22 protein-coding genes are annotated in these 21,550 nt (G+C 68.3%); 9 read left to right on the top strand and 13 right to left on the bottom strand.

Annotation, left to right across the window (positions count from 1 at the left end):
- The first annotated feature begins 4 nt into the window (after window positions 1–4).
- The 4 genes from mfd (at window position 5) to JUB11_RS07095 (ending at window position 7,037) form a co-directional block, all read left to right on the top strand.
- Entirely contained in the window at window positions 5–3,628 is a 3,624-nt protein-coding gene (gene mfd / locus JUB11_RS07110; protein WP_207457749.1) for a transcription-repair coupling factor, read from the top strand.
- A 3-nt stretch (window positions 3,629–3,631) separates the two neighbouring features.
- Window positions 3,632–4,585 (top strand): ACT domain-containing protein, encoded by a 954-nt coding sequence (locus JUB11_RS07105; RefSeq protein WP_207457747.1) that lies wholly within the window; start codon window positions 3,632–3,634, stop codon window positions 4,583–4,585.
- Between the two features lie 366 nt (window positions 4,586–4,951).
- On the top strand, window positions 4,952–6,181 hold the full coding sequence (locus tag JUB11_RS07100; protein WP_207457745.1) for an FkbM family methyltransferase: 1,230 nt from the start codon (window positions 4,952–4,954) through the stop codon (window positions 6,179–6,181).
- Between the two features lie 13 nt (window positions 6,182–6,194).
- Window positions 6,195–7,037, top strand: a complete 843-nt coding sequence (locus tag JUB11_RS07095; protein WP_247886903.1) for a DMT family transporter — start codon at window positions 6,195–6,197, stop codon at window positions 7,035–7,037.
- Between the two features lie 22 nt (window positions 7,038–7,059).
- Here the strand turns inward: JUB11_RS07095 and JUB11_RS07090 are convergent, their stop codons facing one another.
- Complete coding sequence (locus JUB11_RS07090; protein WP_207457740.1) at window positions 7,060–7,398, bottom strand: acyl carrier protein; 339 nt, start codon at window positions 7,396–7,398, stop codon at window positions 7,060–7,062.
- Between the two features lie 136 nt (window positions 7,399–7,534).
- The gene (locus JUB11_RS07085) at window positions 7,535–9,454 is read right to left on the bottom strand and encodes an AI-2E family transporter (RefSeq protein ID WP_207457738.1); all 1,920 of its coding nucleotides are present in this window, start codon (window positions 9,452–9,454) and stop codon (window positions 7,535–7,537) included.
- A gap of 124 nt (window positions 9,455–9,578) precedes the next feature.
- Here JUB11_RS07085 and JUB11_RS07080 point away from each other — a divergent pair, with 124 nt between their 5' ends.
- From JUB11_RS07080 to JUB11_RS07070, 3 genes are read left to right on the top strand one after another with little or no spacing between them, the layout of a single operon-like run.
- Window positions 9,579–9,755, top strand: coding sequence for a hypothetical protein (locus tag JUB11_RS07080; RefSeq protein ID WP_207457736.1), 177 nt, complete (start codon window positions 9,579–9,581; stop codon window positions 9,753–9,755).
- A 21-nt stretch (window positions 9,756–9,776) separates the two neighbouring features.
- Window positions 9,777–10,115, top strand: coding sequence for a DUF6516 family protein (locus JUB11_RS07075; RefSeq protein ID WP_207457734.1), 339 nt, complete (start codon window positions 9,777–9,779; stop codon window positions 10,113–10,115).
- Window positions 10,112–10,456: a MarR family transcriptional regulator gene (locus JUB11_RS07070; RefSeq protein ID WP_207457733.1), complete on the top strand. Its 345-nt coding sequence runs from the start codon at window positions 10,112–10,114 to the stop codon at window positions 10,454–10,456. Before JUB11_RS07075 ends, JUB11_RS07070 begins: the two co-directional genes overlap by 4 nt.
- A gap of 29 nt (window positions 10,457–10,485) precedes the next feature.
- Here JUB11_RS07070 and arfB read toward each other — a convergent pair whose 3' ends face one another.
- A complete protein-coding gene (gene arfB / locus JUB11_RS07065; RefSeq protein ID WP_207457731.1) occupies window positions 10,486–10,905 on the bottom strand; it encodes an alternative ribosome rescue aminoacyl-tRNA hydrolase ArfB in 420 nt (139 codons plus the stop codon).
- The gene (locus JUB11_RS07060) at window positions 10,902–11,564 is read right to left on the bottom strand and encodes a DsbA family oxidoreductase (RefSeq protein ID WP_207457729.1); all 663 of its coding nucleotides are present in this window, start codon (window positions 11,562–11,564) and stop codon (window positions 10,902–10,904) included. The genes arfB and JUB11_RS07060 overlap by 4 nt, the downstream gene beginning before the upstream one ends.
- A 149-nt stretch (window positions 11,565–11,713) precedes the next feature.
- Here JUB11_RS07060 and JUB11_RS07055 point away from each other — a divergent pair, with 149 nt between their 5' ends.
- Entirely contained in the window at window positions 11,714–12,163 is a 450-nt protein-coding gene (locus JUB11_RS07055) for a hypothetical protein (protein ID WP_207457727.1), read from the top strand.
- A 16-nt stretch (window positions 12,164–12,179) separates the two neighbouring features.
- Here the strand turns inward: JUB11_RS07055 and JUB11_RS07050 are convergent, their stop codons facing one another.
- The 8 genes from JUB11_RS07050 to JUB11_RS07015 form a co-directional block, all read right to left on the bottom strand.
- On the bottom strand, window positions 12,180–12,332 hold the full coding sequence (locus JUB11_RS07050; RefSeq protein WP_207457725.1) for a hypothetical protein: 153 nt from the start codon (window positions 12,330–12,332) through the stop codon (window positions 12,180–12,182).
- Window positions 12,333–12,388: 56 nt separating this feature from the next.
- Complete coding sequence (locus JUB11_RS07045; protein WP_207457723.1) at window positions 12,389–12,730, bottom strand: HNH endonuclease; 342 nt, start codon at window positions 12,728–12,730, stop codon at window positions 12,389–12,391.
- A gap of 22 nt (window positions 12,731–12,752) precedes the next feature.
- The gene (gene rimO, locus JUB11_RS07040) at window positions 12,753–14,102 is read right to left on the bottom strand and encodes a 30S ribosomal protein S12 methylthiotransferase RimO (protein WP_207457721.1); all 1,350 of its coding nucleotides are present in this window, start codon (window positions 14,100–14,102) and stop codon (window positions 12,753–12,755) included.
- Window positions 14,103–14,219: 117 nt separating this feature from the next.
- Window positions 14,220–14,525, bottom strand: a complete 306-nt coding sequence (locus JUB11_RS07035) for a ribbon-helix-helix domain-containing protein (protein ID WP_348771377.1) — start codon at window positions 14,523–14,525, stop codon at window positions 14,220–14,222.
- A gap of 196 nt (window positions 14,526–14,721) precedes the next feature.
- The gene (locus tag JUB11_RS07030; RefSeq protein ID WP_207457716.1) at window positions 14,722–15,441 is read right to left on the bottom strand and encodes a Crp/Fnr family transcriptional regulator; all 720 of its coding nucleotides are present in this window, start codon (window positions 15,439–15,441) and stop codon (window positions 14,722–14,724) included.
- A 97-nt stretch (window positions 15,442–15,538) separates the two neighbouring features.
- Window positions 15,539–16,282: a TfuA-like protein gene (locus JUB11_RS07025; protein WP_207457714.1), complete on the bottom strand. Its 744-nt coding sequence runs from the start codon at window positions 16,280–16,282 to the stop codon at window positions 15,539–15,541.
- On the bottom strand, window positions 16,279–17,535 hold the full coding sequence (locus tag JUB11_RS07020) for a YcaO-like family protein (protein WP_207457712.1): 1,257 nt from the start codon (window positions 17,533–17,535) through the stop codon (window positions 16,279–16,281). The genes JUB11_RS07025 and JUB11_RS07020 overlap by 4 nt, the downstream gene beginning before the upstream one ends.
- Before the next feature lie 111 nt (window positions 17,536–17,646).
- Window positions 17,647–17,841: a hypothetical protein gene (locus tag JUB11_RS07015; RefSeq protein ID WP_207457710.1), complete on the bottom strand. Its 195-nt coding sequence runs from the start codon at window positions 17,839–17,841 to the stop codon at window positions 17,647–17,649.
- Between the two features lie 143 nt (window positions 17,842–17,984).
- On the opposite strand from JUB11_RS07015, the gene JUB11_RS07010 reads away from it, so the two are divergent.
- Window positions 17,985–18,296, top strand: coding sequence for a ribbon-helix-helix domain-containing protein (locus JUB11_RS07010; protein ID WP_207457708.1), 312 nt, complete (start codon window positions 17,985–17,987; stop codon window positions 18,294–18,296).
- A 5-nt stretch (window positions 18,297–18,301) separates the two neighbouring features.
- On the opposite strand, the gene JUB11_RS07005 is transcribed toward JUB11_RS07010, so the two are convergent.
- On the bottom strand, window positions 18,302–21,376 hold the full coding sequence (locus JUB11_RS07005; RefSeq protein ID WP_207457706.1) for an adenylate/guanylate cyclase domain-containing protein: 3,075 nt from the start codon (window positions 21,374–21,376) through the stop codon (window positions 18,302–18,304).
- Between the last annotated feature and the right edge of the window lie 174 nt (window positions 21,377–21,550).

The following is a 21,550-nucleotide window of genomic DNA, read 5'->3' as shown; positions in this document are numbered from 1 at the left end:
TCTCTTGGTCAAGTTCGATCTGCAAGCGGGCCGCAGCGCCCGGCTCCTCGTCGGCGGTGCGCCGCAGGGGCACGACGCCCGCGTCATCGCCGACCTCGCCGAGCGCGCGGGTGCCGCGGGGCTCCTTCACGTGGCGCTGGACGACACGCGCGCGGCCCAACTCGCCGAGGCGCTGTCCTTCTTCGCGCCGGCGCTGGAGGTCGTGCAGTTCCCGGCCTGGGACTGCCTGCCCTACGACCGCGTGTCGCCCAACGGCGGCATCGTGGCCCGCCGGGTCGATGCGCTGACCGCGCTGATCGGCAAGCAGCGGGCGGACTCCAAGACGCCGGGCAAGCCCTTCGTCATCCTGACCACCGTCAACGCGGTGGTGCAGAAGGTGCCGCCGCGCGCCAGCTTCGCCAACGCCGTCTTCACGGCGAAGCTGCGCGACCGGATCGACGTTGAAAAGCTCCAGCGCTATCTGACCGACAACGGCTACTCCCGCGCCCAGACGGTGCGCGAGCCGGGCGAGTTCGCCGTGCGCGGCGGCATCATCGATATGTTCCCGCCGGGCACGGAGGAGCCCCTGCGGCTCGACCTGTTCGGCGACGAGCTGGAGGGCGTGCGCGCCTTCGACCCCATGAGCCAGCGCACCACCGAGAAGCGCGACGGCTTCGCGCTGAAGCCGGTGTCCGAGGTTTTCCTGGACGAGGCGAGCGTGGCGCGCTTCCGGTCGGGCTACCGGGAGCTGTTCGGCGCGGTCACCAACAACGACGACCCGCTTTACGAGGCGATCAGCGCCGGCCGCAAGTATGGCGGCATGGAGCATTGGCTGCCGCTCTTCCACGAGGGCATGGAAACGCTGCTGGACTATGCGCCCAGGGCCATCGTCTCGCTCGACCACCAAGCGACCGAGTCGCGGGATTCGCGCATCGCCCAGGTGGTGGACTTCCACGCCTCGCGCGAAGGCATGATGACCATCGAGAAGCGGGCGGGAGCGCCGGTCTACAAGCCGGTGCCGGTCTCCTCCATGTTCCTGGATGCCGAAACCTGGGACCGGCTGATGGGTGCGCGCGCCGTGGCGCAGCTCCATCCCTTCGCGACCCCGCCGGGCGTCATGGGCACGGTGGACGCCGGCGGGCGGCGCGGCCATGATTTCGCGGAGGAGCGCGCGCGCCCCGACGTCAACGTGTTCGAGGCGGTGCGCGATCACATCCGGGCGCTACGCGCCGACGGGCGCCGCGTGATGGTGGCCGGATATTCCGCCGGCTCGCGCGACCGGCTGGCGACCGTGCTGGCCGACCACGGCATCGAGGGGCTGGAGCCCGCCGAGACCATCGAGGAGGTGCGCCGCTTCGACCGGGGGATCACCGGCATGGTGGTGCTGGGGCTGGAGCATGGCTTCACCTCCCCCGACATGGCGGTGATCACCGAGCAGGACATCCTGGGGGACCGGCTGGTGCGGCCGGCCAAGAAGAAGCGCAAGGCCGCCAACTTCATCGCCGAGCACACCTCCCTGACGACCGGCGACCTCGTGGTCCACATGGACCACGGCATCGGCCGCTACGACGGGCTGGAGACGCTGGAGGTGTCGGGCGCCCCGCACGACTGCCTGCGGCTGATCTACGAGGGCGGAGACAAGCTCTACGTCCCCGTCGAGAACATCGAGATGCTGACCCGCTACGGGTCGGAGGACGCTGCGGCTCAGCTCGACAAGCTGGGCGGGGCCGGCTGGCAGGGGCGCAAGGCGCGCGTCAAGAAGCGGCTGAAGGACATGGCCGAGGCGCTTCTGAAGATCGCCGCCGAGCGCGAGCTGAAAAGGGCCGAGCCGATCACCACGCCCGAGGGCATCTATCAGGAATTCGCCGCCCGCTTCCCCTATCCGGAAACGGACGACCAGCTGAAGGCGATCGAGGAGGTCTTCACCGACCTCGGCTCCGGCAAGCCGATGGACCGGCTGGTCTGCGGCGACGTCGGCTTCGGCAAGACCGAGGTGGCCTTGCGCGCCGCCTTCCTGGTGGCGATGAGCGGCCAGCAGGTCGCGGTCGTGGTGCCGACGACGCTGCTGGCGCGCCAGCATTTCAAGACCTTCACCACGCGCTTCAAGGGGCTGCCGCTGCGCATCGTGCAGCTCTCCCGCATGGTGACGGCGAAGGAGCAGACCAAGGTCAAGCAGGAGCTGACGGAGGGCACAGCCGACATCGTCATCGGCACCCACGCGCTGCTGGGCAAGGGCGTGCAGTTCAAGCGGCTCGGCATGGTCATCGTGGACGAGGAGCAGCATTTCGGCGTCAAGCAGAAGGAAAAGCTGAAGGAGCTGCGCGCCGACGTCCATGTGCTGACGCTGACCGCCACCCCCATTCCCCGCACGCTGCAGATGGCGCTGTCCGGCGTGCGTGAGCTGTCGCTGATCGCCACCCCGCCGGTGGACCGTCTGGCCGTGCGCACCTTCGTGCTGCCCTACGACCCGGTGGTGGTGCGCGAGGCGATCCTGCGCGAGCATTACCGCGGCGGCCAGACCTTCTACGTCTGCCCGCGCGTCGAGGACCTGCCCAAGGTGGCCGAGCGCGTGCGCGAGCTGGTGCCGGAGGTGAAGGTCATCACCGCCCACGGCCAGATGCCGGCGACCGAGCTGGAAGACGTCATGACCGCCTTCGACGAAGGCAAGTTCGAGGTGCTGCTGGCGACCAACATCATCGAGAGTGGCATCGACATCCCCAGCGCCAACACGCTGATCGTCCACCGCGCCGACATGTTCGGCCTGGCGCAGCTCTACCAGATCCGCGGGCGCGTGGGCCGGTCCAAGCTGCGCGGCTACGCCTATCTCACCTACGCGCCGAACAAGCCGCTGTCGGGCACGGCGCAGCAGCGGCTGCACGTGATCGAGACCCTGGACAGCCTCGGCGCCGGTTTCCAGCTCGCCAGCCACGACATGGACATCCGCGGTGCGGGCAACCTGCTGGGCGAGGAGCAGTCCGGCCATGTGAAGGAGGTCGGCGTCGAGCTGTACCAGCACATGCTGGAGGAGGCCGTCGCCAACGCCCGTGCCGGCATGGACGGCAAGGTGCCGGACGGCGTGTCGCAGGACTGGACGCCGCAGATCAACCTCGGCACGCCGGTGCTGATCCCGGAGGAGTATGTCCCCGACCTGACGGTGCGCCTCTCCCTCTACCGCCGCATCGCCGAGCTGGTGGACCGCGCCGAGGTGGACGGCTTCGCCGCCGAGCTGATCGACCGTTTCGGCAAGCTCCCGAACGAGGTCGAGAATCTGTTGGACGTCGTCACCATCAAGCAGCTCTGCCGCCAGGCGGGGGTGGAGCGGGTGGATGCCGGGCCGAAGGGGGCCGTGCTGACCTTCCACGGCAACACCTTCGCCGAGCCAGCGAAGCTGCTGACCTACATCGCCCAGGGCTTCGGATTGTTGAAGCTGCGTCCCGACCACAAGCTGGTCTACAGCCGCAGCTGGGACGAGCCGCCGCAGCGTGTGCGCGGCGTGAACCGGCTGATGCAGGATCTGGCGCAGATGGCGACGGGCGGCGCCATTCCGAAGGGTGAGGCGCCGCCTCCGCCCCCTCCACCCCCGCCGCCGCGCCCGTCGCCGCTGAAGGCGGGTTCGCGCTTCGGCCGGCACCTGCCGGGGCGGCGCTGAGCCATGGCCCGTAAAAGGGGAGGGGACCTCGCCGCGCTGCTGGCGCTGGGCGACCCGCGGAGCTTTGCCGACCTGCCGTCGGTTGCCGAGGCCGTCGCCGCCGATCCGGCCCGGCTGCCCGATCTCGTCGGCTGCCTGTTCGACGCCAACCCGGACGTGCGCATGCGCGCCGCCGACGCGCTGGACCGTCTGTCGCGCATCGGGGCCGGGCTGCTTGATCCCTTCGTCGAGCAGTTCCTGACCGAGGCGGCGGCCATCGAGCAGGCGGAGGTCCGCTGGCACCTCGCACAGACCCTGCCGCGCCTGACCCTCGACCCGGAGCAGCGCCGCCGCGCCGCCGCGCTGCTGGAGGCCTGGTTCGCGGCGCCGGGCAGCCGAATCGTCCAGTCCTCGGCCCTCCAGGCCATGGTGGACCTCGCGGAGAAGAACCCGGAGCTGCGCGAGGCCTCGGCCGACATGCTCGGCCGCGCCATGCGCTCCCGCGTGCCCTCGCTGGCGGCCCGCGCCCGGCGCATCCTGAAGCCCTTCGAGGTGGACGAGGCGACGCTGAAGACGGCAATGGTCCAGGAGCGGGCCGGCCTGACCCTGTCGGTCCTGCCCGACCGTCTGGCCGTCGCGCGTCTGGACCCGGCGCAAGGGCTGCCATCCTGGATCGATTGGACCGACCCGCTGGTCAGCGCCACCCGCACCGGCGAGGAACTGTCCGTCCTATGCCGCGAGGAGCGTGTCCCGGACGAGGTGAAGGCCGAACGCGGCTGGCGCGCCTTCAAGGTGGAAGGGCCGCTGGACTTCTCCCTCTTCGGCATCCTAGCCCGCATCGCCGTGCCACTGGCCCAGGCACGCATCCCCATCTTCGCGATGAGCACCTACGACACGGACTACATCCTGGTCCGCGCCGAAGACCTGGACCGCGCCGCCGAGGTGCTGACGAAGAGCTGCACGGTGGTGCGGCGGTAAGGAATGCCGCTGCCACCACCTTATACGATTTTCATGAAGTCCTGACCTGTGGTCAGGACTTCCGCGCCACGGGGCGCGGGGCCGCAGTCGCGGCCCTATACCGGGTTCGGAGGTCGGAATTTTCCGAACCCGGTATTGCTCCTGCGCCTGTTCCTGAATTCCGCACTCATCACCGGCTGTCCAGGCTATAACTCTCGTCGTAGACGCCGGCGGCCACGCCGGCAAGGACAGCGACCCCGCGGGAGAGGACGCATGAAGTGCGCCGTGATCATTCCGGTCGGACCGGGCCATGAGGCTCTGGCCCGTGAAGCCAAGGCGTCCGTCGAGAAGGCCTTCGGAACGGATCAGGGACCCTTCACCGACATCATGATCCTCGAACTGCCCGACAGCGCGGGAGAGCATGGCCGTTCGAAGCGCCGCAACGACGGCATCGACTATGCCGTCGCCCACGGCGCGGAGTGGATCTTCTTTCTCGATGCCGACGACCTGATGGCGCCCGGCTGCTTCGCGGCCGTTTCGCCGCATGTAGGCGAATGCGACGCGATTTTCGGCATGATCGCCGAAGCGCAGTACGGCAGCGATCGGACGACGCTTCGGGAGAAACAGCTGGGGCCAACCTCCTCCATCCAGGACATCCTGTTCACCGACCCGTTTCTGACCATCCAGATGGGCCATTTCGTGCGGTCCAGGATCGCCCAGGGCATCCGCTTCGATGTCTCGATGAACACGGGGGAGGATTTCAAATACTACCTTGATCTTTGGTATGCGAACCGCTGCCGCAAGATTGGCGAGGTCCTGTTCGTCAACCGGCGCGGTGCCCACTCGACAGGGCCGCGTTCGGCCAACGGAGGGGAATGGCGCAAGGCCGTTTACGCCGTCTTTGAAGATTTCTGCCGGCGGAACGGGCTGCTTGCGACCTTTGCCGCCGAGGGCCGGGAAGTCCGGTTCGCGATCGGCAACCCCCTGGACCTCATTCACCGCCATTTCCTCGCCGGCCGCTTCTTCGAAGAGGTGGAACTCGCGTACTTGCGTGACATCGTCCCGCCCGGCTCGGTGATCCTGGAGGTCGGCGCCAATGTCGGGAACCACGCGGTCTATTACGGGCTCTTCATGGAGCCCAAGAAGATCATCGTCATCGAACCGAATCCCTTCGCGATCGAGTTGCTGAAACAGAATGCGGAACTCAACGGCATCACGACGATCGATACCCGGCATCTCGGCTATGGGGTAGGGGACCGGGCAGGGCGTTTCGCCCTTCATGTCGAAGGCGCGAACATCGGCGCGGCGCGGCTGATCCCGGCGGAAACCGGGGGGATCGACGTCGTTCCCATCGACAGCATCGTCGAGGAGCGTGTGGACTTCATCAAGCTGGACGTCGAATGGATGGAATTGGAGGCCCTTCGCGGCGCGCAGAACACCCTGCGCCGGGACCGGCCGATCCTGTTCATCGAGGTGATGAACGCCAACCTGCAGGCGTTCGATGACTGGGTCCGTCAGAACGGTTACACGGTCATCAAGGAATTCCCCTACGTCAACGCGCGCAACTTCGTGGCCGTGCCGTCGGACTCGCCGCTGGCGGCCGAAGGCCGCGCCTGACGGCGAAAGCTCGTTGCCCTACGAGGCCCTGATCGCCGTGCTGCTGGGCGCGGTGCTGCACGCGAGCTGGAACGCGGCCATCAAGTCCGGACGGAACAAGCTGTTCGACACGGTGCTCGTGTCCGGCGGATCCGCCCTGATCTCCGCGGCCGCGATCCCCTTCCTGCCGATTCCTGCGGCGGACAGCCTTCCGTATCTCGCATGCTCGGCGGCGCTTCAGGTTTTCTACTGCCTGCTCCTGGCCGCCGCCTACCGCACCGGCGACATGAGTCACGCCTATCCGCTGATGCGGGGAACGGCGCCGCTGATCGTCGCCGTGGCGAGCGGCGGGTTGCTGGGCGAAACGCTGTCCGCCGCCGGGTGGGCAGGCACTTTGCTGATCTGCGGGGGCGTCCTGACGCTGGCGTTGGCCCGGCGGGGTGGCGGGGCACCTGCCGCCTCGACGGGCTTCGCGCTCGTGAACGCGGTGCTCATCGCCGGCTACACCGTCATCGACGGCAAGGGCGTGCGCCTGTCCGGCGCGCCGGTGGCCTATGTGCTGTGGCTGAATCTGTGCTCCGGCCTCGCGCTGGCCGCCTGGGCCTTGTGGCGGCATCCGCGCAGCCTCTCCCGCCATGCCGCCTCGCGCTGGCGCGTCGGACTGGGCGGTGGTTTCTGCACGCTCGCTTCATACGGCCTGGCGCTCTGGGCGATGACCCTTGCCCCCATCGCGACGGTCGCGGCGTTGCGCGAGACGTCCATCCTGTTCGGGATGGCGCTGGCGGCCCTGGTGATCAAGGAACGGGTCGGCCCCGCGCGCCTGGCGTCGGGTGTCGTCATCGCGCTCGGGGCCGCGACCTTGCGGCTGGCCGGTTAGACGGCGCGCGGCCGGTCGGCCATCACGCCGGGATCGCGTTCATCGACCGGCACTTGGCCTCGAAACCGTCGGAGATGAACTCCGGGCGCTTGTAGTAGCCCTTCATCCAGCTCGACAGGAGGCACAGCTCCTCCAGTTTCACCAGCTCGTCCAGCGTGCCGGGCGGAAAACGGATGCTGAAGCTGTCGGCGACATAGTCCAGCACCTGCTCGACCTGTTCGATGGAAAGGCCGACGTCGGTCTCCAGGATCGCGTTGCGCGTCAGGATGGCCTCGTCCACGCCGTATTCGTCACGGATCAGCTTCACGATCCAGCGGAACATGTGCATCCAGTTGGTGATGCCCTCAATGGACTTGCTCATGGCACGGCCCTGCGGGCAATGCGGCTGCGTCGTGGGGCCTTGCCCATTGCGCCAGCGAGGAGGGTGCCGGACATCGCGTTCAAGCCAAGTTGTTGGGCCTTGCAACCTTCGCCTGTTACGCGAGTTCCGTCAAGTGTCAGGCGCGCTTGGCTTCCTCTTCCTGATCGTCCGAAGCCCGCTCCTCGGGGAGAATACCCAGGCTACGCAGTTCGGCCAGGGCACCGCACAGGTTGGTGGCGACGCGGTCGGCGGCCGTCTCGGCGGTGGCCTGGGCCGGGGCGTCGGCGGCCGGATCGGCGCTCCAAAGCCCCAGCAGGATGGGCGTGCGCGGGCCGAAATGCAGGCGCAGCCGGCGGACCATGCGGCGGGCGTGAGGCAGGGCGGAGGGGTTCAGGTAGGACAGCACGACGGCGGCGACGCCCTCCGTTTCCAGGTTTCCGATCTGGCGCGGCGACACCGTTTCGCAGGACAGCACCGTGGGGCTGGCGCCGCTCCGGCGCAGCAATTCGCCCAGCAGCCCGGCGGCGGCCTCGTCCAGGTTGTTGCGGGCGCCAACGCAGAGGATGCGCGGGCGCTTCTCCTCCGGACCAGCTTCGGCCGGGCGGCCCAGATCGGACAAGTCGGCCGTCACGGCCAGCATGCCGTCGGCCACGGTCTTGCGGCTTTCCGGCGTCAGGGTGCCGCGGCTGCGGTCCTGTTCGGCGAGCGACAGGGCCGACAGGAGCACGGCGTCGAACTGGGCCGGCAGCTCCGCGCCATCCTCGACCGCGTGCTCGACGATGCCCGCGGCCTCGATGGGGTCATTGGAGAGCAGGCGCTGGTACACCTTGGCCTCGTCGGGGAGGACCGGGCGGTCACCCAGCATCACCTCAAGGAAATGGAGCTGCGGCACATGGCGGCCGAGCACCACGAGGCAGACCGTAAGCGGTGTGGCGAGCAGGAGCCCGACCGGCCCCCACAGCGTCGTCCAGAACACCGCGGCCAGGATGATCGCGACGGAGGACAGGCCCGTGGCCGACCCGTAGAGCCAGGGCTCCGCGACGTTGTTGGAGAACAGCTCGACCACCACGAACAGGGCGATGGCCAGGATCGGCATCGACCAGCCGGGGGCGACCGCGAAGGAGAGCAGGATCGGGAAGGTCGCCGCGATGGCCGGGCCGGCGAAGGGAATGAAGCGCAGCACGGTCGCCAGCAGCCCCCAGAGGATCGGGTTCGGCACCCCGATCAGCCAGAGCCCCAGCGTGATGGGGATGCCGTAGGTGACGTTGACCACCACCTGCATCAGCAGGTAGCGGCTGACCCGCTCGGCGGCATCGTTCATCGCCTCCGTCGTGCGGCTGAGGTCGTTGGACCCGGCCAGCCGGATCAGCCGGTCCCGCAGGTCCTCCCGCTGGAACAGGATGAAGATGGTGAAGATCAGCACCATGCCGGCGGTCGCGATGGGCGCCAGCACGGGGCCGAGCACGTCGCGCAGCACCTCCAGCGGCTTCGCGGCCGGATCCTCGATGCGGACGGTCATCGGCTCGGGTTCGGGCGGCTCCGCCGGGCCGCTCACCGGCGGCGGCGCCATCGGGGTGCCGGGTGCCGGCATGTTCGGCTGCGGGTTCGGCGTTTCCAGTTCCTGGCGCAGATCGCGGAACATCTCCGTCATCTGATGGATAACGCCGTCGCTGGTGGCGCCGGTGGCCCCCTGCTGGACCGAACGGATCTTCGCGCGGATGTTGCGCTCGTATGTGGGAAGGTTGCTGGCGAGATCGGCGATCTGGCTGCCGACCACCGTGCCGAAGCCGGCAATCACCACGAAGACCAGCGCCACCACCGCGACCACCGATGGCGCCCGGCCGAGGCGCCAGCGTTCCAGCCGGCTGACGATGGGCGACAGGACGAAGCTGAGCAGCACCGCCAGCGCCAGCGGCACCAGCAGGTCGCTGCCGACATAGAGCGTCACCAGAACGAGGGCGGCGATCAGGATCGTCGTCTGCGGTGAGGCGGACGGGGCCGCGGGGCGGACCCTGATGGGGCGGGCCTGTAATCTGGACACCGTGTCCTGTGCCATGGATGGAACCTCCCCGGGGCGTGCCCATGCTGAACGCGGGCGGGAGTTGGGGGTTCCGGCGGCACCTACGGGCTCCTTATCGCGTTATGCAGCGCGACGCGAGCGAAACCGGAGGGGACCCGCCATGCCGATCCTGCTGATCATCCTTCTCGCCATTCTGATCGCCCAGTTCGGCTTCTGGGACACGCTCCAGGGCGTGTTCGGCGCGCTGGGCATGATCATCCTGATGCTGGCGGTCCTGGCCGGGGCCGCCTTCGTCGCCGCGAAGGTCTTCTTCCGCCGGCTGCGCGGGCGGTTCTGAGCTTACTCTCCCTGAAAAGCGATGGCCTTGACGCCATATGGCCTAAATGCCAAAATTTCGGTTGTGAAGAATACGGCTACGCTCCTGATCAGCACGAAGGACCTGCTGGACGATGGCAGCATCATCCAGATTCGGGTGTGGTCCGTACCGGTGCCGGTTCGAGCGTCATCTCATTTATACAAATATAGCCTCTTCTATGGTCGCAATGGTCAGCGCTTGGTCGGGTATGACAACGAGGCTGGAAAAGGTGATCATAAGCATGTGCGAGGAGTGGAACTTCCTGTGACTTACAACGGCTTGTCCGACTTGCTTGACCAGTTTCAAGCCGATGTCGCGGCATTGCGGAAGGAGGAGACATGACGACTCTGGAAATCCATGTCGGCGTCGATTTTGGGAAATCTATTGACCGTGTGAAAGACGCGTTGCGGCGTCATGAAGCCGGGAAAACGGTTTCGGAGTCCCACATCAGCTTCGAAAGCTGGGATCTCATGACCAAAACCCTGACCGGAAAGCGGTTTGAGATCCTTCGGCATCTCCATCGAAATCCAGAGGCAAGCATCCGCAGCTTGGCAAAGGCCCTTGGGCGGGATTATTCCAACGTCCATGCCGATGTCGCTGCACTGGTCCAAGCCGGTCTGATCGATGACCGGGATGGTCTGCGCAGCGACTACGATGCGATTGAGCTGAAGATGGCTCTCTGATTCGCCGTTTTTTTTTCCGACGCAGGCCCCTAATCCTGTGAGGGACCCCGGCGCCCCTGCTTGACCTCAGACCGCTTCGCCTTGCCCTCCAGCCGCCGCTGTTGCGACCCGTAGGTCGGCTTCGTCGGGCGGCGCGGTTTCGGCGGGACCGAGGCGTCGCGGATGAGGTCGATCAGCCGTTCCCGCACGTCCTCGCGGTTGCGGAGCTGGCTGCGGTAGCTTTCGCCGACGAGGATCAGGACGCCGTCCGAGGTCATGCGGGAGCCGGCCAGACGGGCGAGGCGCGCTTTCACGTCCGGCGGGATGTTCGGCGAGGCGGCCACGTCGAAGCGCAGTTGCACCGCCGTTTCCGTCTTGTTGACGTGCTGCCCGCCGGGGCCGGAGGCGCGGGTGAAGGATTCCTCCAGCTCGCTTTCGTCCAGCGATATGCGCGGCGTGACCCGGATCATGGGGCGTAATCCGCCACCGGGCTGGCCGCTTCCTGTTCGTCCAGCGCGAGGTCGAGCAGGGGGAGGAAGCTGGCCGGTTCCTGCGCGCCGGAGAGCGCGTAGCGGCGGTTGAAGACGTAGCAGGGCACCGCCTGGAGGCCGAACTGCCGGGCGAGCCCGTCCGCCGCCTGGATCGAGGCGGTTTCCGCGTCGCTGTCCAGCAGGCGGCGGACCTCCTCGCCGTCCAGCCCCAGCGCGCCGGCCTTCTCCACCAGCACGTCGCGGTCGCCGATGTCCAGGCCCTGCGCGAAATAGGCGTGGAACAGGATATCGGCCATGGCGCTGTCGAGGCCCCGGCGTCCGGCGATCCGGATCAGCCGGTGCGCGTCCAGCGTGTTGGGCATGCGGCGGATGAGGTCGAGCGCCATCGGAATGCCGTCGCGCTGCGCCGTTTCCTCCGCCATCAGGTGCAGTTGCCGGGCGCGCTCCACCCCGCCGAACTTCGCGACCAGATAGGCGCCGCGGTCCATGCCCCGGCGCTGCATGTCGGGGTTCAGCTGAAACGGCTGCCAGCGCACCGTCGGGTTGACGCGCGGGCGCTCCGCCAGGGCACGCGCCAACCGGTGCTTGCCGATGTAGCACCAGGGGCAGGTCAGGTCGGCGAAGGTTTCGATCAGCATGCCGCCACTATTCCCCAACTGCGCGAGGGCCGCAACCAGCCCCGAACCGTCCTTCGGCGCGCCACCGGTCCGCAACGTTTTCTTAACCCAAAAGGGCGAAGCATGGACCCTGGTGTGGCATGGTTCGATCAGGGGCGGGAGCGCCGGGCATGAGCGGTTCCTACGTGGACAACAAGGTGCGCGAGGCGCTGGTCGCCTCCAAGGGCAGCCGGGCTGCCGCGCAAAAAATCCTGATGGCCTGGGCCGCCGAGGATCCGCAGCTCATGCTGGGCATCGCGCAGCCTTTCCTGAAGGCCATCGCGGCGGCGGCGGTGGAGCGCGGCATCCGCCGCGCCGGCGGGGGAGGCGGATCGCCATCCCGCCCACAGCAGGGGGCGCCACGCGCGGGCGGTGCGCTCAGCAAGGACGCGCTCGCCCGCGTCCTCAGCCAGATGGGGCAGGAGCCCCCAATGGCAGGCGGGACGGCCGGCGGGACCGCCGGTGGCCGGGCAGCACCCACGCCCGTGCGCACGGCGGCGGTGAGGGATGGCGGCGGGGCCGGTCATGAGAAGTCGATGATGGCCATCGCCAAGGCCTTCGCCGCCAAGAAGATCGGCTGAGGCGCCGGCTCCGGCGCTACTTCTTCGGCTCCACGTTTTCCGCACCCGCGCGGGTGCCGCCGAAGCGGTCCGCACCCTTGGCGTCCGGGGCGTCGGGCTTCTTGTGATTGCCGGTGTTCTGCTGGTCGTCGGTGTGCTTGATGGTTTCTTCGGTGTGCGGCTGCTTCATGGCGGCCTCCTGGTTGGGGTGTCCACCAACCAACCGCTCAAACCCCCGCCTGCTCCTCAGCGGCGCAGATCCGCGATGGCGCGCGCGACCACGATCCATTCATCCTCGTCCGGGTCGGCATCATAAAGCGCCCGGATCGGCGGCCAGATGCCCAGCCGGCTGCGGCGGCGCTGCTCGATGAAGCGCTCCAGCTCTTCCCAGCTCGGGAGGCGGTCCAACTTGTCCTGGTTGCAGCGGCGGTGCGTCAGCACGATGTTCGACGGCTCGTCCGCACCGCCGTAGGCCTGCGGGATGACGTGGTCGAAGGTGGCCTTGGCCCCGATGGGCTGGCCGCAATAGAAGCAGCGCCCGCCCTGAAGCACGTCCATCACCTGGCTGTCTTCGGGCGTCATGGGCATGGCGCTGCTCTCGGCGGGAGGGTCAGTCCTGGCGCTCGATGGAGCCCCAGAGGTCGTACTCGTCGGCGTGCTCGATGGTGACGTCCACGAGGTCGCCCGGCTTCACGTTCGTCTCGCCGTTCAGGAAGACGTTGCCGTCGATCTCCGGCGCGTCGGCGTAGGAGCGGCCGATGGCGCCGTCCTCGTCCACCTCGTCAATCAGGACGCCCAGCGTGTAGCCGACCTTCTCCTTGAGACGCGCGGCGCTGATGGCCTTCTGCGTCTCCATGAAGCGGTCCCAGCGCTCCTGCTTGACCTCTTCCGGCACGGCGCCGGGCAGGTCGTTCGCGGGGGCGCCCTGCACCGGCTCGTACTTGAAGCAGCCGACGCGGTCGAGCTGGGCTTCCTTGAGCCAGTCCAGCATGAACTGGAACTCTTCTTCCGTCTCGCCGGGGAAGCCGGTGATGAAGGTCGAGCGCAGGGCCAGGTGCGGGCACTCCGCGCGCCATTTCTGGATGCGCTGGAGCTGCTTCTCCTGGGATGCCGGGCGGCGCATGGCCTTCAGGACGGTGGGGGAGGCGTGCTGGAACGGGATGTCGAGGTAGGGGAGGATGCGCCCCTCCGCCATCAGCGGGATCACCTCGTCCACATGCGGGTAGGGGTAGACGTAGTGAAGCCGCACCCAGACGTCGAGGTTCGCCAGCTCCTTGCAGAGGTCGTAGAAGCGGGCGCGGACCTTGCGGCCGTACCAGTCCTCTTCCGCGTATTTGCGGTCGACGCCGTAGGCGCTGGTGTCCTGCGAGATGACCAGCAGCTCCTTCACCCCGGCGACGGCCAGCTTCTCGGCCTCGCGCAGGACCGAGACCACCGGACGGCTGACGAGGTCGCCGCGGATGCTCGGGATGATGCAGAAGGTGCAGCGGTTGTTGCAGCCTTCGGAAATCTTCAAGTAGGCGTAATGGCGCGGCGTCAGCCGCAGCCCTTCGGGCGGAACGAGGTCGATGAAGGGGTCGTGCTTGGGCGGGACCGCCTCGTGCACCGCGTTCACCACCTGCTCGTACTGGTGCGGGCCGGTGACGGCCAGCACGTCGGGGTGGGCCTGCCGGATCACGTCGGATTCCAGGCCCATGCAGCCGGTGACGATGACCTTGCCGTTTTCCTTGATCGCCTCGCCGATGGCGTCCAGCGATTCCTTCTTCGCGCTGTCAAGGAAGCCGCAGGTGTTGACGAGCACGACGTCCGCGCCGTCGTAGGACGGCGAGATTTCGTACCCCTCCGCGCGCAGACGGGTGAGAATGCGCTCGGAATCCACGAGCGCCTTAGGGCAGCCGAGGCTGACGATGCCGACCTTGGGGCCAGCCTTCGAGCCGATCTTGGAAAGGGATGTGGTCATGGCGCGGATATATAGGCTCTTTGCCCCGGAACGTCAGCCAAAATGAACTATCCCGGTCGGATAGGTGCCCTGTCCGCGCCGCATTCCCGGCATCGCGACCCGGTGCCCTGGCGGCTGTCAGTTCCCGCCTTCGAACGGGGTGCGCGTGAAGGGCATGCCGCGCCCATGGCCGGCACGGTCGTGCCCGTTCTCGGTCGCGGCCTGCCGGAAATAGCCGACGATGAAGACGCGCATCGCCTTGGGCAGGGCCAGGGCCGCCGGTTCCGCCGTGATGCGCTGCCGCCGGACCTGTTCGTCGAGGCGGCGCTTCAGCTCGGCGCACAGCTCATCGACCGAAAGCTCCTCGCGGCGGCAGATGTCCTCCACGGCTTCCCAATAGGAGGGTTCGAGGCGGATCTGAATTGGTCCGCCAGCGAGGCTCACCGTGCGGGACTCCAACGGACTGACGCCAGCCACCTGTTTCCCGCCCCGTGTTTCCAACTGCTCTGCAGCCATGACCGCCAACCCTTTTCCACGGCACGTCGTTTATTGAATGCCCGATCATTATAACAGAACTGTAAAAAAAGTCGTGAAAACATTGTGACCGTTACGGGGCTGTAAGATGGCGTTCGAAACTTGCCTACTGTGGACCCCGTTCGGCGTCGCCGGCCATGTCCTTCAGGCGTTCCATCCCGGTGATCACCAGGAAGCCCCGCGTGTAGGTGACCGCCCCGGACTGGCGCAACGCCTTCAGGGACTTGTTCACCATCTCGCGCGTGACGCCCAGCATCGCGGCCAGCGCCTCCTGGGAGGTCGGCTCGCCGATGCGCACGCCCGCCGGTCCGGGAACGCCGTGCCGTTCCGCCAGAATCAGCAGGCGCCGGGCAAGGCGGCGCGGCACGTCATGGAAGACGGCATCCTCGATGTTCTCCGAAACCCAGCGCAGCCGTTCGCACAGGACCCCCATCATGCGCACGCACAGCCGAGGGTGCCGTTCCAGGAAGGGCAGGAAGTCGGCGCGGTCGATGCGGAACAGCTCGGACGGACGCAGCGCCGCGGCGCCGGCCGTGCGCTCCTTTCCATCGATCAGCGCGATCTCGCCCAGCACGTCGCCGGGATCGAGGACGTTCAGGAGCATCGCCTTTCCGTCCGCCGATGAGGCGCGGATCCCGATCTGGCCCTTCAGTATGGCGAAGAGGCAATCGCCGGGATCGCCCTTGCTGAAAACCGTCTGACCGATGTCGAAGCGGACCAGCCGGCCGAGCGCCAGCAGTTCCCGCATCTCGGCATCGTCCAGCTCACCGAGAAGGCGGTTCCGCTGGAGGACCGCCGCCACCTCATCCAGGATACCCTTGCTCATCCGCTCCGCACGCCCGCTCCGTCATCCGCCCTACCCGGGTATGATAGGGGTTCGCGGGAGCAGCGACGAAGGAATTCGACGGGGTGATGGCTTCCGGTCAGGCCCGGATCGTGCCGGACATCGCCGCCGCCCTGTCCCAGAGCGTGGTGCGTTCGAAGTGGAAGCGGGGCTCGAAAGCCGGCGCCCCCTCGGCGACGAAGCGCCGCATCCGGCGCAGCATGAGCAGGGCGTCGTCCCTCTTCTGGTCAAAGCGACCCTCGGGAAGCCAGGCCCTGAAGGCCGCCAGCTCCTCCGCCGGCAGCCCCGTCTCGCCGCCGTGCCGCAGCATGCGTCCGTAGCCGCGCTCCCGGTAGGAAAGCTCCTTGGCGATGGACTGGAGCCGTTCCGCGGTCGCGGCCGGCAGGACGCCGGCGGCCGCCGCGTCGGCCAACGTGCGGCGGATGTTCACCATCGCCTCCGACAGGCAGGGATAGCCGAGTTCGGCCGGCCCGTGGATCACCGCCACCTCGTCATCGTCCTCCAGCCGCCCGTCGCGGAAGGCCTCGAAGATGGCGCCGACCCCGACCATGCCGAAGGGGTGCAGTTCCGCGGCGCGCAGCGCGCCCATGCTCGACGCGCCGAAGACGGGGATGCCCTCCTTCAGCGCGAAGAGGATCTCCTTGTGCCAGACGGAGGGAACATCCTCGAAGAAGCCGTCGATGATGCCGATGGCCTTCGGCTTGCGGGCGCAGAGCCGCGCGATGTCGCCCTGCGCCACCGGCGGCAGATAGACGGCGTCGAACGCCCGCGCGGCCTCGGCGGCGGGCAGGGTCGGGCCGAGGAAGACGAAGACATCGCTCATGGCCGGCTCTCCAGAAGGGTGCAGGCGCGCGCGCCGTACAGGTAGTCGGGCGTGTCGTCCAGCCCCTCCAGACCAGGAACGACGAGCCGCACCACGGGAATTCCGAATTCGGGCTTGGTCAGGTCCACGGCGACCGCCTCCTCGATGCCCGCGGCGCGCAGCCGGGCAAGCTGGTGGGCCAGGTCCTCCTCGATGGTGGCGCCCGTGAAGGTCGGGCAGGCCGTGAAGCCGCGCGGGCCGGCATCCCGCGTGACGAGAGCCCTCCATCGGGCGTGATGGGCGGGATCGAGATGGCGGGCATATTCCTCGCGCGGCATGTCGTCGCGCGCGCCGGCGATGAAGGTGAGGCGGCTCTGCGCGGCCTCGGTCAAGGCCCGCGACAGGGCGACCTCGCGCGCCGCGTGGCAGCCCATGCCCGTCGCCGGGCGGATGCCGTGCACCGGAGCGTCCTCAAGGGACACGGCACGGACCAGGAAGGCGGGAAGCCCAAGGTCGCTCGTGATCTCCCAGATGCCGACGCCGACGCCAGCGGCCTCGAACCGGTCGAGGAGCGCGCGGCAGACCGGGTCGGACACCGTCGCCTGATCGACCCGGGTCGCGTCCTGCTCCCCTTGTCCGCGCAGCCGCCAGAGCGTGGCCGCGTCGCGCTCCACCAATTCGGTGAGCGCGTGCGAGATGGCCTCCAGCCGGTGATTCCCCGAGGCGAGCCCGTTGGACCCGGACAGGAAACAGCCATGGCCGGGTGGCTGGGGAGCGCTGAAATTCAGATGCACCGTTTCGAACGGGACCCACTTGGCTCCGCCGTTCAGCAGGTCCTCGCCCTCGATCCAGAGGATCGGAACATTCGGATCATAGGCGCTGGTGGACAGCCTCGGCAGGCGTGTCACGTCGGCCACCGGATGCGTCCAGCGCATCTCCTCGTGGCTCGCGTATTTCAGCGGCAGCGCGATGCGCTCGGCATGGTAGGCCTCGATCGACTCCATGACGCCCGAGGCCTTGGCCGCGGCGAGCGTCACGCCCTTGCCCTGCGACACCGAGATGGAGCGGGCGTTCGGGCGGGTGACCATGACCACCGGAATGCCCACCGTGTCGAGACCGGTGACGTTGGCCACGCGCGTGATGCCCATGACGGGCAGGAAGGGCGTGACCCGTTCCAGGGTCCGTTCGGGCGGGACGATGCGGTGGGTTCCGGCGGTGTGAAGCTTGAGCGCCTCGGCCGGAACGGCCCGGACATCGACGTGATCGAACGGCATCGCGGCTCACTCGCTCTGACTCGTACTGGAAGGATGCTGGTGCCGATGGCCGGCCGCGCCGTGCGGGAGCTTTCCGCCGGCGCGGCCGTGCCAAGACAGGTCGGGCGGGGGTCAGGTGCCCGGCGTGATCGACATGCGGCCGGCCTCATGGTCGGCGGCGTCGTAGCCGGCGATGTCCCCGGCCCGCTGTGGGGCGCGGCGCATGCCGGCGCTTTCCGCCACTTCGTTGATGCCCTGGGCGGACACGGCGTAGAGGCGGCCATCGGCGCCGCGGATCATCGAGGTGTGGGAGATCGTCGTGTTCATCGTCATGCCCCTGCGTGTTGGCGATGGCCGACTATCGTCCCAAGAACCCCGTTCCCGCCGTGAAGAACTTCACAGCCCGGTTGCGGCCCGCGCGCTTAGATGTGCGGAGTGGAAACGGCGGATCCGCGAGAGGGATCATGGGAATGCATTTGCGGAAGATGCCGCGCCGTCTTGGCGGTGACTTGTTCGATCTGCTGCCCGAGGAGGCGTTGGACGTCTCCGCGCGCCGGATCCTGGTCGGGGGGCGCAGCGAACTGGTGTGGGTCGAGACCCCGATCTGGAACGAACTGGAACTGATCGCTCACCGCAAGCGCATGTCGGTTGAGGATCTGTGCACGGAGATCGCCGACGAATCGTCCTACGGCGTGCCGCTCGCGAGCGGCATCCGCCTTTACGTGCTCGAATATTACCGCAGTGCCGCGATGCCGGCCGAGAAGCCCCGCCTCCTGTCCTGAAGGACTCAGCGCGCCGTGGCGGACAGGCGGGTGGCGGAGCGGTTGGAAAGCTCCTTGCCGCATTGCTCGGCGAGCGCCGTCATGGAAAGGCGTTGGGCCAGGCTTTGCGCCCTTCGCAGGAAAAGCCGCCCTTCGCCGCCGGAACCTCCAAGCGCGATGGATGCCCGCCCCATGATGCCGAGGGCGCGGGCCTGATAGACCAGCTGCGCCGTTCCTTCCGCGAGTTCCAGCACCTCCGAGGCGGCCGTCAGCGCCTCGTCCGGCCGTCCACGGGCGAGAAGCGCGTCGGCGTGCCAGATCCGGACCTGCGGCAGGCTGACGCGCGGGTGCAGTCCGCCTCTGCCGGAACCGTTGTCCCGGAAGACCTCCAGGCTCCGTTCGAAACACCTCAAACCGCCTTCGGAGTCGCCGGCCGCGACGGTGGCGCGGCCAAGCCCGCCCAGCAGGAAGGGTTTCCAAAGGCTGGACCGAATGGCCCCGCACAGCGCCAGCGCCTCGCCGAACACGGGAAGGGCCGGTTCGGGTTGGCCCGCGATCAGGTAGGCCCAGCCCAGATGCGCCCGAGCGAAGACCTTGGAAAAGCTGTGCCCGGACTGATCGGCTCCGTCCATGGCAATGGAGAGAGCGTCCATGGCCTCGGGCATTCTGCCGAGTTCCGCGAGGCTCCGGCCGATCACGCTGTGCGCGTGGACCGAGGCCATGGTGGCGAGACCGTAGCGGCGCAAGGCACGGTCCCCGGCGATGTGGACCGCTCCCTGCCGAAGCGCGTCGAGCGCATCGGCGAAAAGCCCCTTGTCCGCCAGTATTCCGCCGAGGCGCAGCAGGAGCTGGACGCGCGTTTCGTGATCGTCCCGCCGGTCGAGCGCGGATAGCCCTTCCCGGCAGAGCCGGACGCCGTCGTCCAGCTCGGCGAAGGCCCAGAGGAAGGAGGCGAGCATGGAGGACGAGCGGGCATACCGCACAGGATCGCCGCATTCTCCAGCGAGGTCGCGCGCCCGGTCGAGATGCGCCCGGACATCGGTCGAGCCGCGGGGCAGCAAGGCCCGAGGCAATGCGATGGACAGGTCGATCCGGCGCAGCAGGTTGCGGCGCGTCGGCTCCAGCCGCTCGACGGCGTTTAGGGCACGGCCATAATTCGCTTCCGCGTCCAGCAGGCGCGACCGGCTTTCCGCCCACTGCCCGGCGCGCCGCCCGTAGAGATAGGCCGCCTGCCAGTCTTCGGCCAGAAAGGCGTGGTGCGCCATCAGATCGGTGCGGCTCGGCAGGTCATGCTCCCGCCGCTCGCACAGGGCCGCCAGGACTCGGACATGCAGGGCTTTCCGCTCGCGCCGCGTGATGGTGGCGTAGGCGACATCCCGGATCAAAGCGTGCCGGAACCCGTATTCCAGGTTCGGAAGAAGCCGGATCCGCGTGATGAAGCCCGACCGTTCCAGCCGGTCGAGCGTCGCCCCCAGCGTTTCCGCCGTGGCCCGCATAAGCCGCCCCAGAAGCTCCGCGTCGAAGGCCGGGCCGATCACGGCGGCGGTCAGCAGCGCCCGCCGAGCCTCCCTGTCGAGGGAGTCGATGCGGGCCGCCAGCAGCGCGTGGACCGATGCCGGCAGTTCCGGCAGGGCCAGGGGATCCGCGAGCCGCCACTCGCCCGGCGTTCCGGCCAGGGCTCCGCTCGCCGCGAGGGCACGCAGAGATTCTTCCAGATAGAGCGGCATGCCCTGGCTCTGTGCCGTCAGCCTTTCCTTCAGCGGCACCAGCGACGGGTGGGAGCCCAGCCACGCATCGAGGAATCGGCGGCTGTGCGGAAGGTCCAGCGGTTCAATGGCGAGCCGGGGAATGTTCGCCGCCGGTTTCCAGCCGCCCGCCGTTTCCGGACGGGTGGTCGCGAGCAGCATGACCCGCGACCCGGCCAAGCGCTCGGCCAAGGTGTTCAGGAGCTTCACCGTGAGGGGACCAGCCCAGTGCGCATCCTCCACGAGCAGCAGGAGAGGCCGTGCGCCGGACAGCCCGTGCAGGGCGGCGGCCAAGCCTTCGACCGCGAAGCCGAGCCGCTGTTCCGGATCAAGCCCCTTCCAAAGGGGATCGGTGGGCTCGACCTCGAACAGGTTCTCCAGGGCGGCGGCCGCAAGATTCCCGCTCGTCCGCCGTGCCGCGGCCACGACCGCCCCATGCCCCAGGGAGCCTCCGCCATCCGCCGGCAGCGAGGCGAGGGAGAGGGCGGCAGCCTCCAGCTCCTCCGGATCGCCGAGCCCCCGGATCGGCGTCTGCGGCCATTGCACGAGGCCGAAACCGGTGGCGAGCGGGGAGCGCAGCAATTCTCCGGCGAGGCGCGACTTGCCGACGCCGGCCTCGCCGGCGAGGAGGATTGCGGAGCCCTTGCTATCCGCGGCGTTCCACAGCCCGGCGGTCAGCAGGGCGAGTTCCCGTTCACGCCCGATGAAGGGCAGGGGCGTGGTGCCCGTCAGGTCCGCCGCCGTGCGCCGCGCCGCGCGCGCCGCTTCCAGCAGGAAGACAGGCGTCGCCGGTCCGGAGGCGCCGAGCTGGTGGGAGCCCGCGGGACGGACGGTCACGCCGACGGGGATGAGGTCCAGGGTTTCCCCGGTGACGAGGGCGCTGCCCGGCTCGGCCTTCTGCTGGAGCTTCGCGGCACGATGCACGCATTCGCCGGTCGCGCGGTAGTCGGCCCAGAGATCATTGGCTTCGAGCTGGGCCAGCACCTCGCCCGACGCGATGCCGACGCGCAGGCGGACCGGCGTGCGGCCGGTTCCGCCGGGACCACCATCGGCAAGCATGTCCCTGGCGGCGAGGCAGGCCCGCAACGCGTGGTCTTCCAGCGCGGAAGGCGCGCCGAAAATGGCCATCAACCCGTCGCCGAGCATCTGCGACACCGTCCCGCCGTAGCGGGTGACGCATTCGGCCAACCGCTTCAGGACCGGGTGGAGAGCCTCGTCGGCGTCCTCCGGATCGAGCCCCGCCACCAGCGAGGAGGAATCGACGATGTCCGCGAACAGGACGGTGGCCAGCTTGCGCTCCGCCCCGTTCCGGCTGATGCCGGATGAACCGCCTGCCGCCGGGAGCGACTCCATCATGCCCGTGCCCGCAATCCGCTCATCCGGTTCTTCGCTCCGACTTTGCCGTTGCGTGCATATTAGAGCCTGTTTGATTAGGCTTCTGGCTTGTAATCTCGGCCATAGGCGCGGAGTGCTCGATCGAAAGCAGCGATTTCTACGGCATCTTCGGCCGCGCTTTCATCCTGCTCCAGA

It is taken from the genome of Azospirillum sp. SYSU D00513, assembly GCF_017356015.1.
Taxonomy (GTDB): Bacteria; Pseudomonadota; Alphaproteobacteria; order Azospirillales; family Azospirillaceae; genus Azospirillum.
This window is presented reverse-complemented; position numbering and strand designations above follow the sequence as displayed.

Excerpts from the sequence above, each read along its gene's own strand:
- JUB11_RS07020 (WP_207457712.1), bottom strand. The coding sequence starts at position 17,535 with ATGCCGTTCGATCACGTCGATGTCCGGGCCGTTCCGGCCGAGGCGCTC.
- rimO (WP_207457721.1), bottom strand. The coding sequence starts at position 14,102 with ATGACCACATCCCTTTCCAAGATCGGCTCGAAGGCTGGCCCCAAGGTC.
- JUB11_RS07030 (WP_207457716.1), bottom strand. The coding sequence starts at position 15,441 with ATGAGCAAGGGTATCCTGGATGAGGTGGCGGCGGTCCTCCAGCGGAAC.
- JUB11_RS07060 (WP_207457729.1), bottom strand. The coding sequence starts at position 11,564 with ATGCTGATCGAAACCTTCGCCGACCTGACCTGCCCCTGGTGCTACATC.
- JUB11_RS07080 (WP_207457736.1), top strand. The coding sequence starts at position 9,579 with ATGCCGATCCTGCTGATCATCCTTCTCGCCATTCTGATCGCCCAGTTC.
- JUB11_RS07100 (WP_207457745.1), top strand. The coding sequence starts at position 4,952 with ATGATCCTCGAACTGCCCGACAGCGCGGGAGAGCATGGCCGTTCGAAG.
- JUB11_RS07055 (WP_207457727.1), top strand. The coding sequence starts at position 11,714 with ATGAGCGGTTCCTACGTGGACAACAAGGTGCGCGAGGCGCTGGTCGCC.
- JUB11_RS07045 (WP_207457723.1), bottom strand. The coding sequence starts at position 12,730 with ATGCCCATGACGCCCGAAGACAGCCAGGTGATGGACGTGCTTCAGGGC.
- JUB11_RS07010 (WP_207457708.1), top strand. The coding sequence starts at position 17,985 with ATGCATTTGCGGAAGATGCCGCGCCGTCTTGGCGGTGACTTGTTCGAT.
- JUB11_RS07005 (WP_207457706.1), bottom strand. The coding sequence starts at position 21,376 with ATGATGGAGTCGCTCCCGGCGGCAGGCGGTTCATCCGGCATCAGCCGG.
- JUB11_RS07085 (WP_207457738.1), bottom strand. The coding sequence starts at position 9,454 with ATGGCACAGGACACGGTGTCCAGATTACAGGCCCGCCCCATCAGGGTC.
- JUB11_RS07050 (WP_207457725.1), bottom strand. The coding sequence starts at position 12,332 with ATGAAGCAGCCGCACACCGAAGAAACCATCAAGCACACCGACGACCAG.
- JUB11_RS07025 (WP_207457714.1), bottom strand. The coding sequence starts at position 16,282 with ATGAGCGATGTCTTCGTCTTCCTCGGCCCGACCCTGCCCGCCGCCGAG.
- JUB11_RS07090 (WP_207457740.1), bottom strand. The coding sequence starts at position 7,398 with ATGAGCAAGTCCATTGAGGGCATCACCAACTGGATGCACATGTTCCGC.
- JUB11_RS07070 (WP_207457733.1), top strand. The coding sequence starts at position 10,112 with ATGACGACTCTGGAAATCCATGTCGGCGTCGATTTTGGGAAATCTATT.
- arfB (WP_207457731.1), bottom strand. The coding sequence starts at position 10,905 with ATGATCCGGGTCACGCCGCGCATATCGCTGGACGAAAGCGAGCTGGAG.
- JUB11_RS07105 (WP_207457747.1), top strand. The coding sequence starts at position 3,632 with ATGGCCCGTAAAAGGGGAGGGGACCTCGCCGCGCTGCTGGCGCTGGGC.
- JUB11_RS07075 (WP_207457734.1), top strand. The coding sequence starts at position 9,777 with ATGGCCTTGACGCCATATGGCCTAAATGCCAAAATTTCGGTTGTGAAG.
- JUB11_RS07015 (WP_207457710.1), bottom strand. The coding sequence starts at position 17,841 with ATGAACACGACGATCTCCCACACCTCGATGATCCGCGGCGCCGATGGC.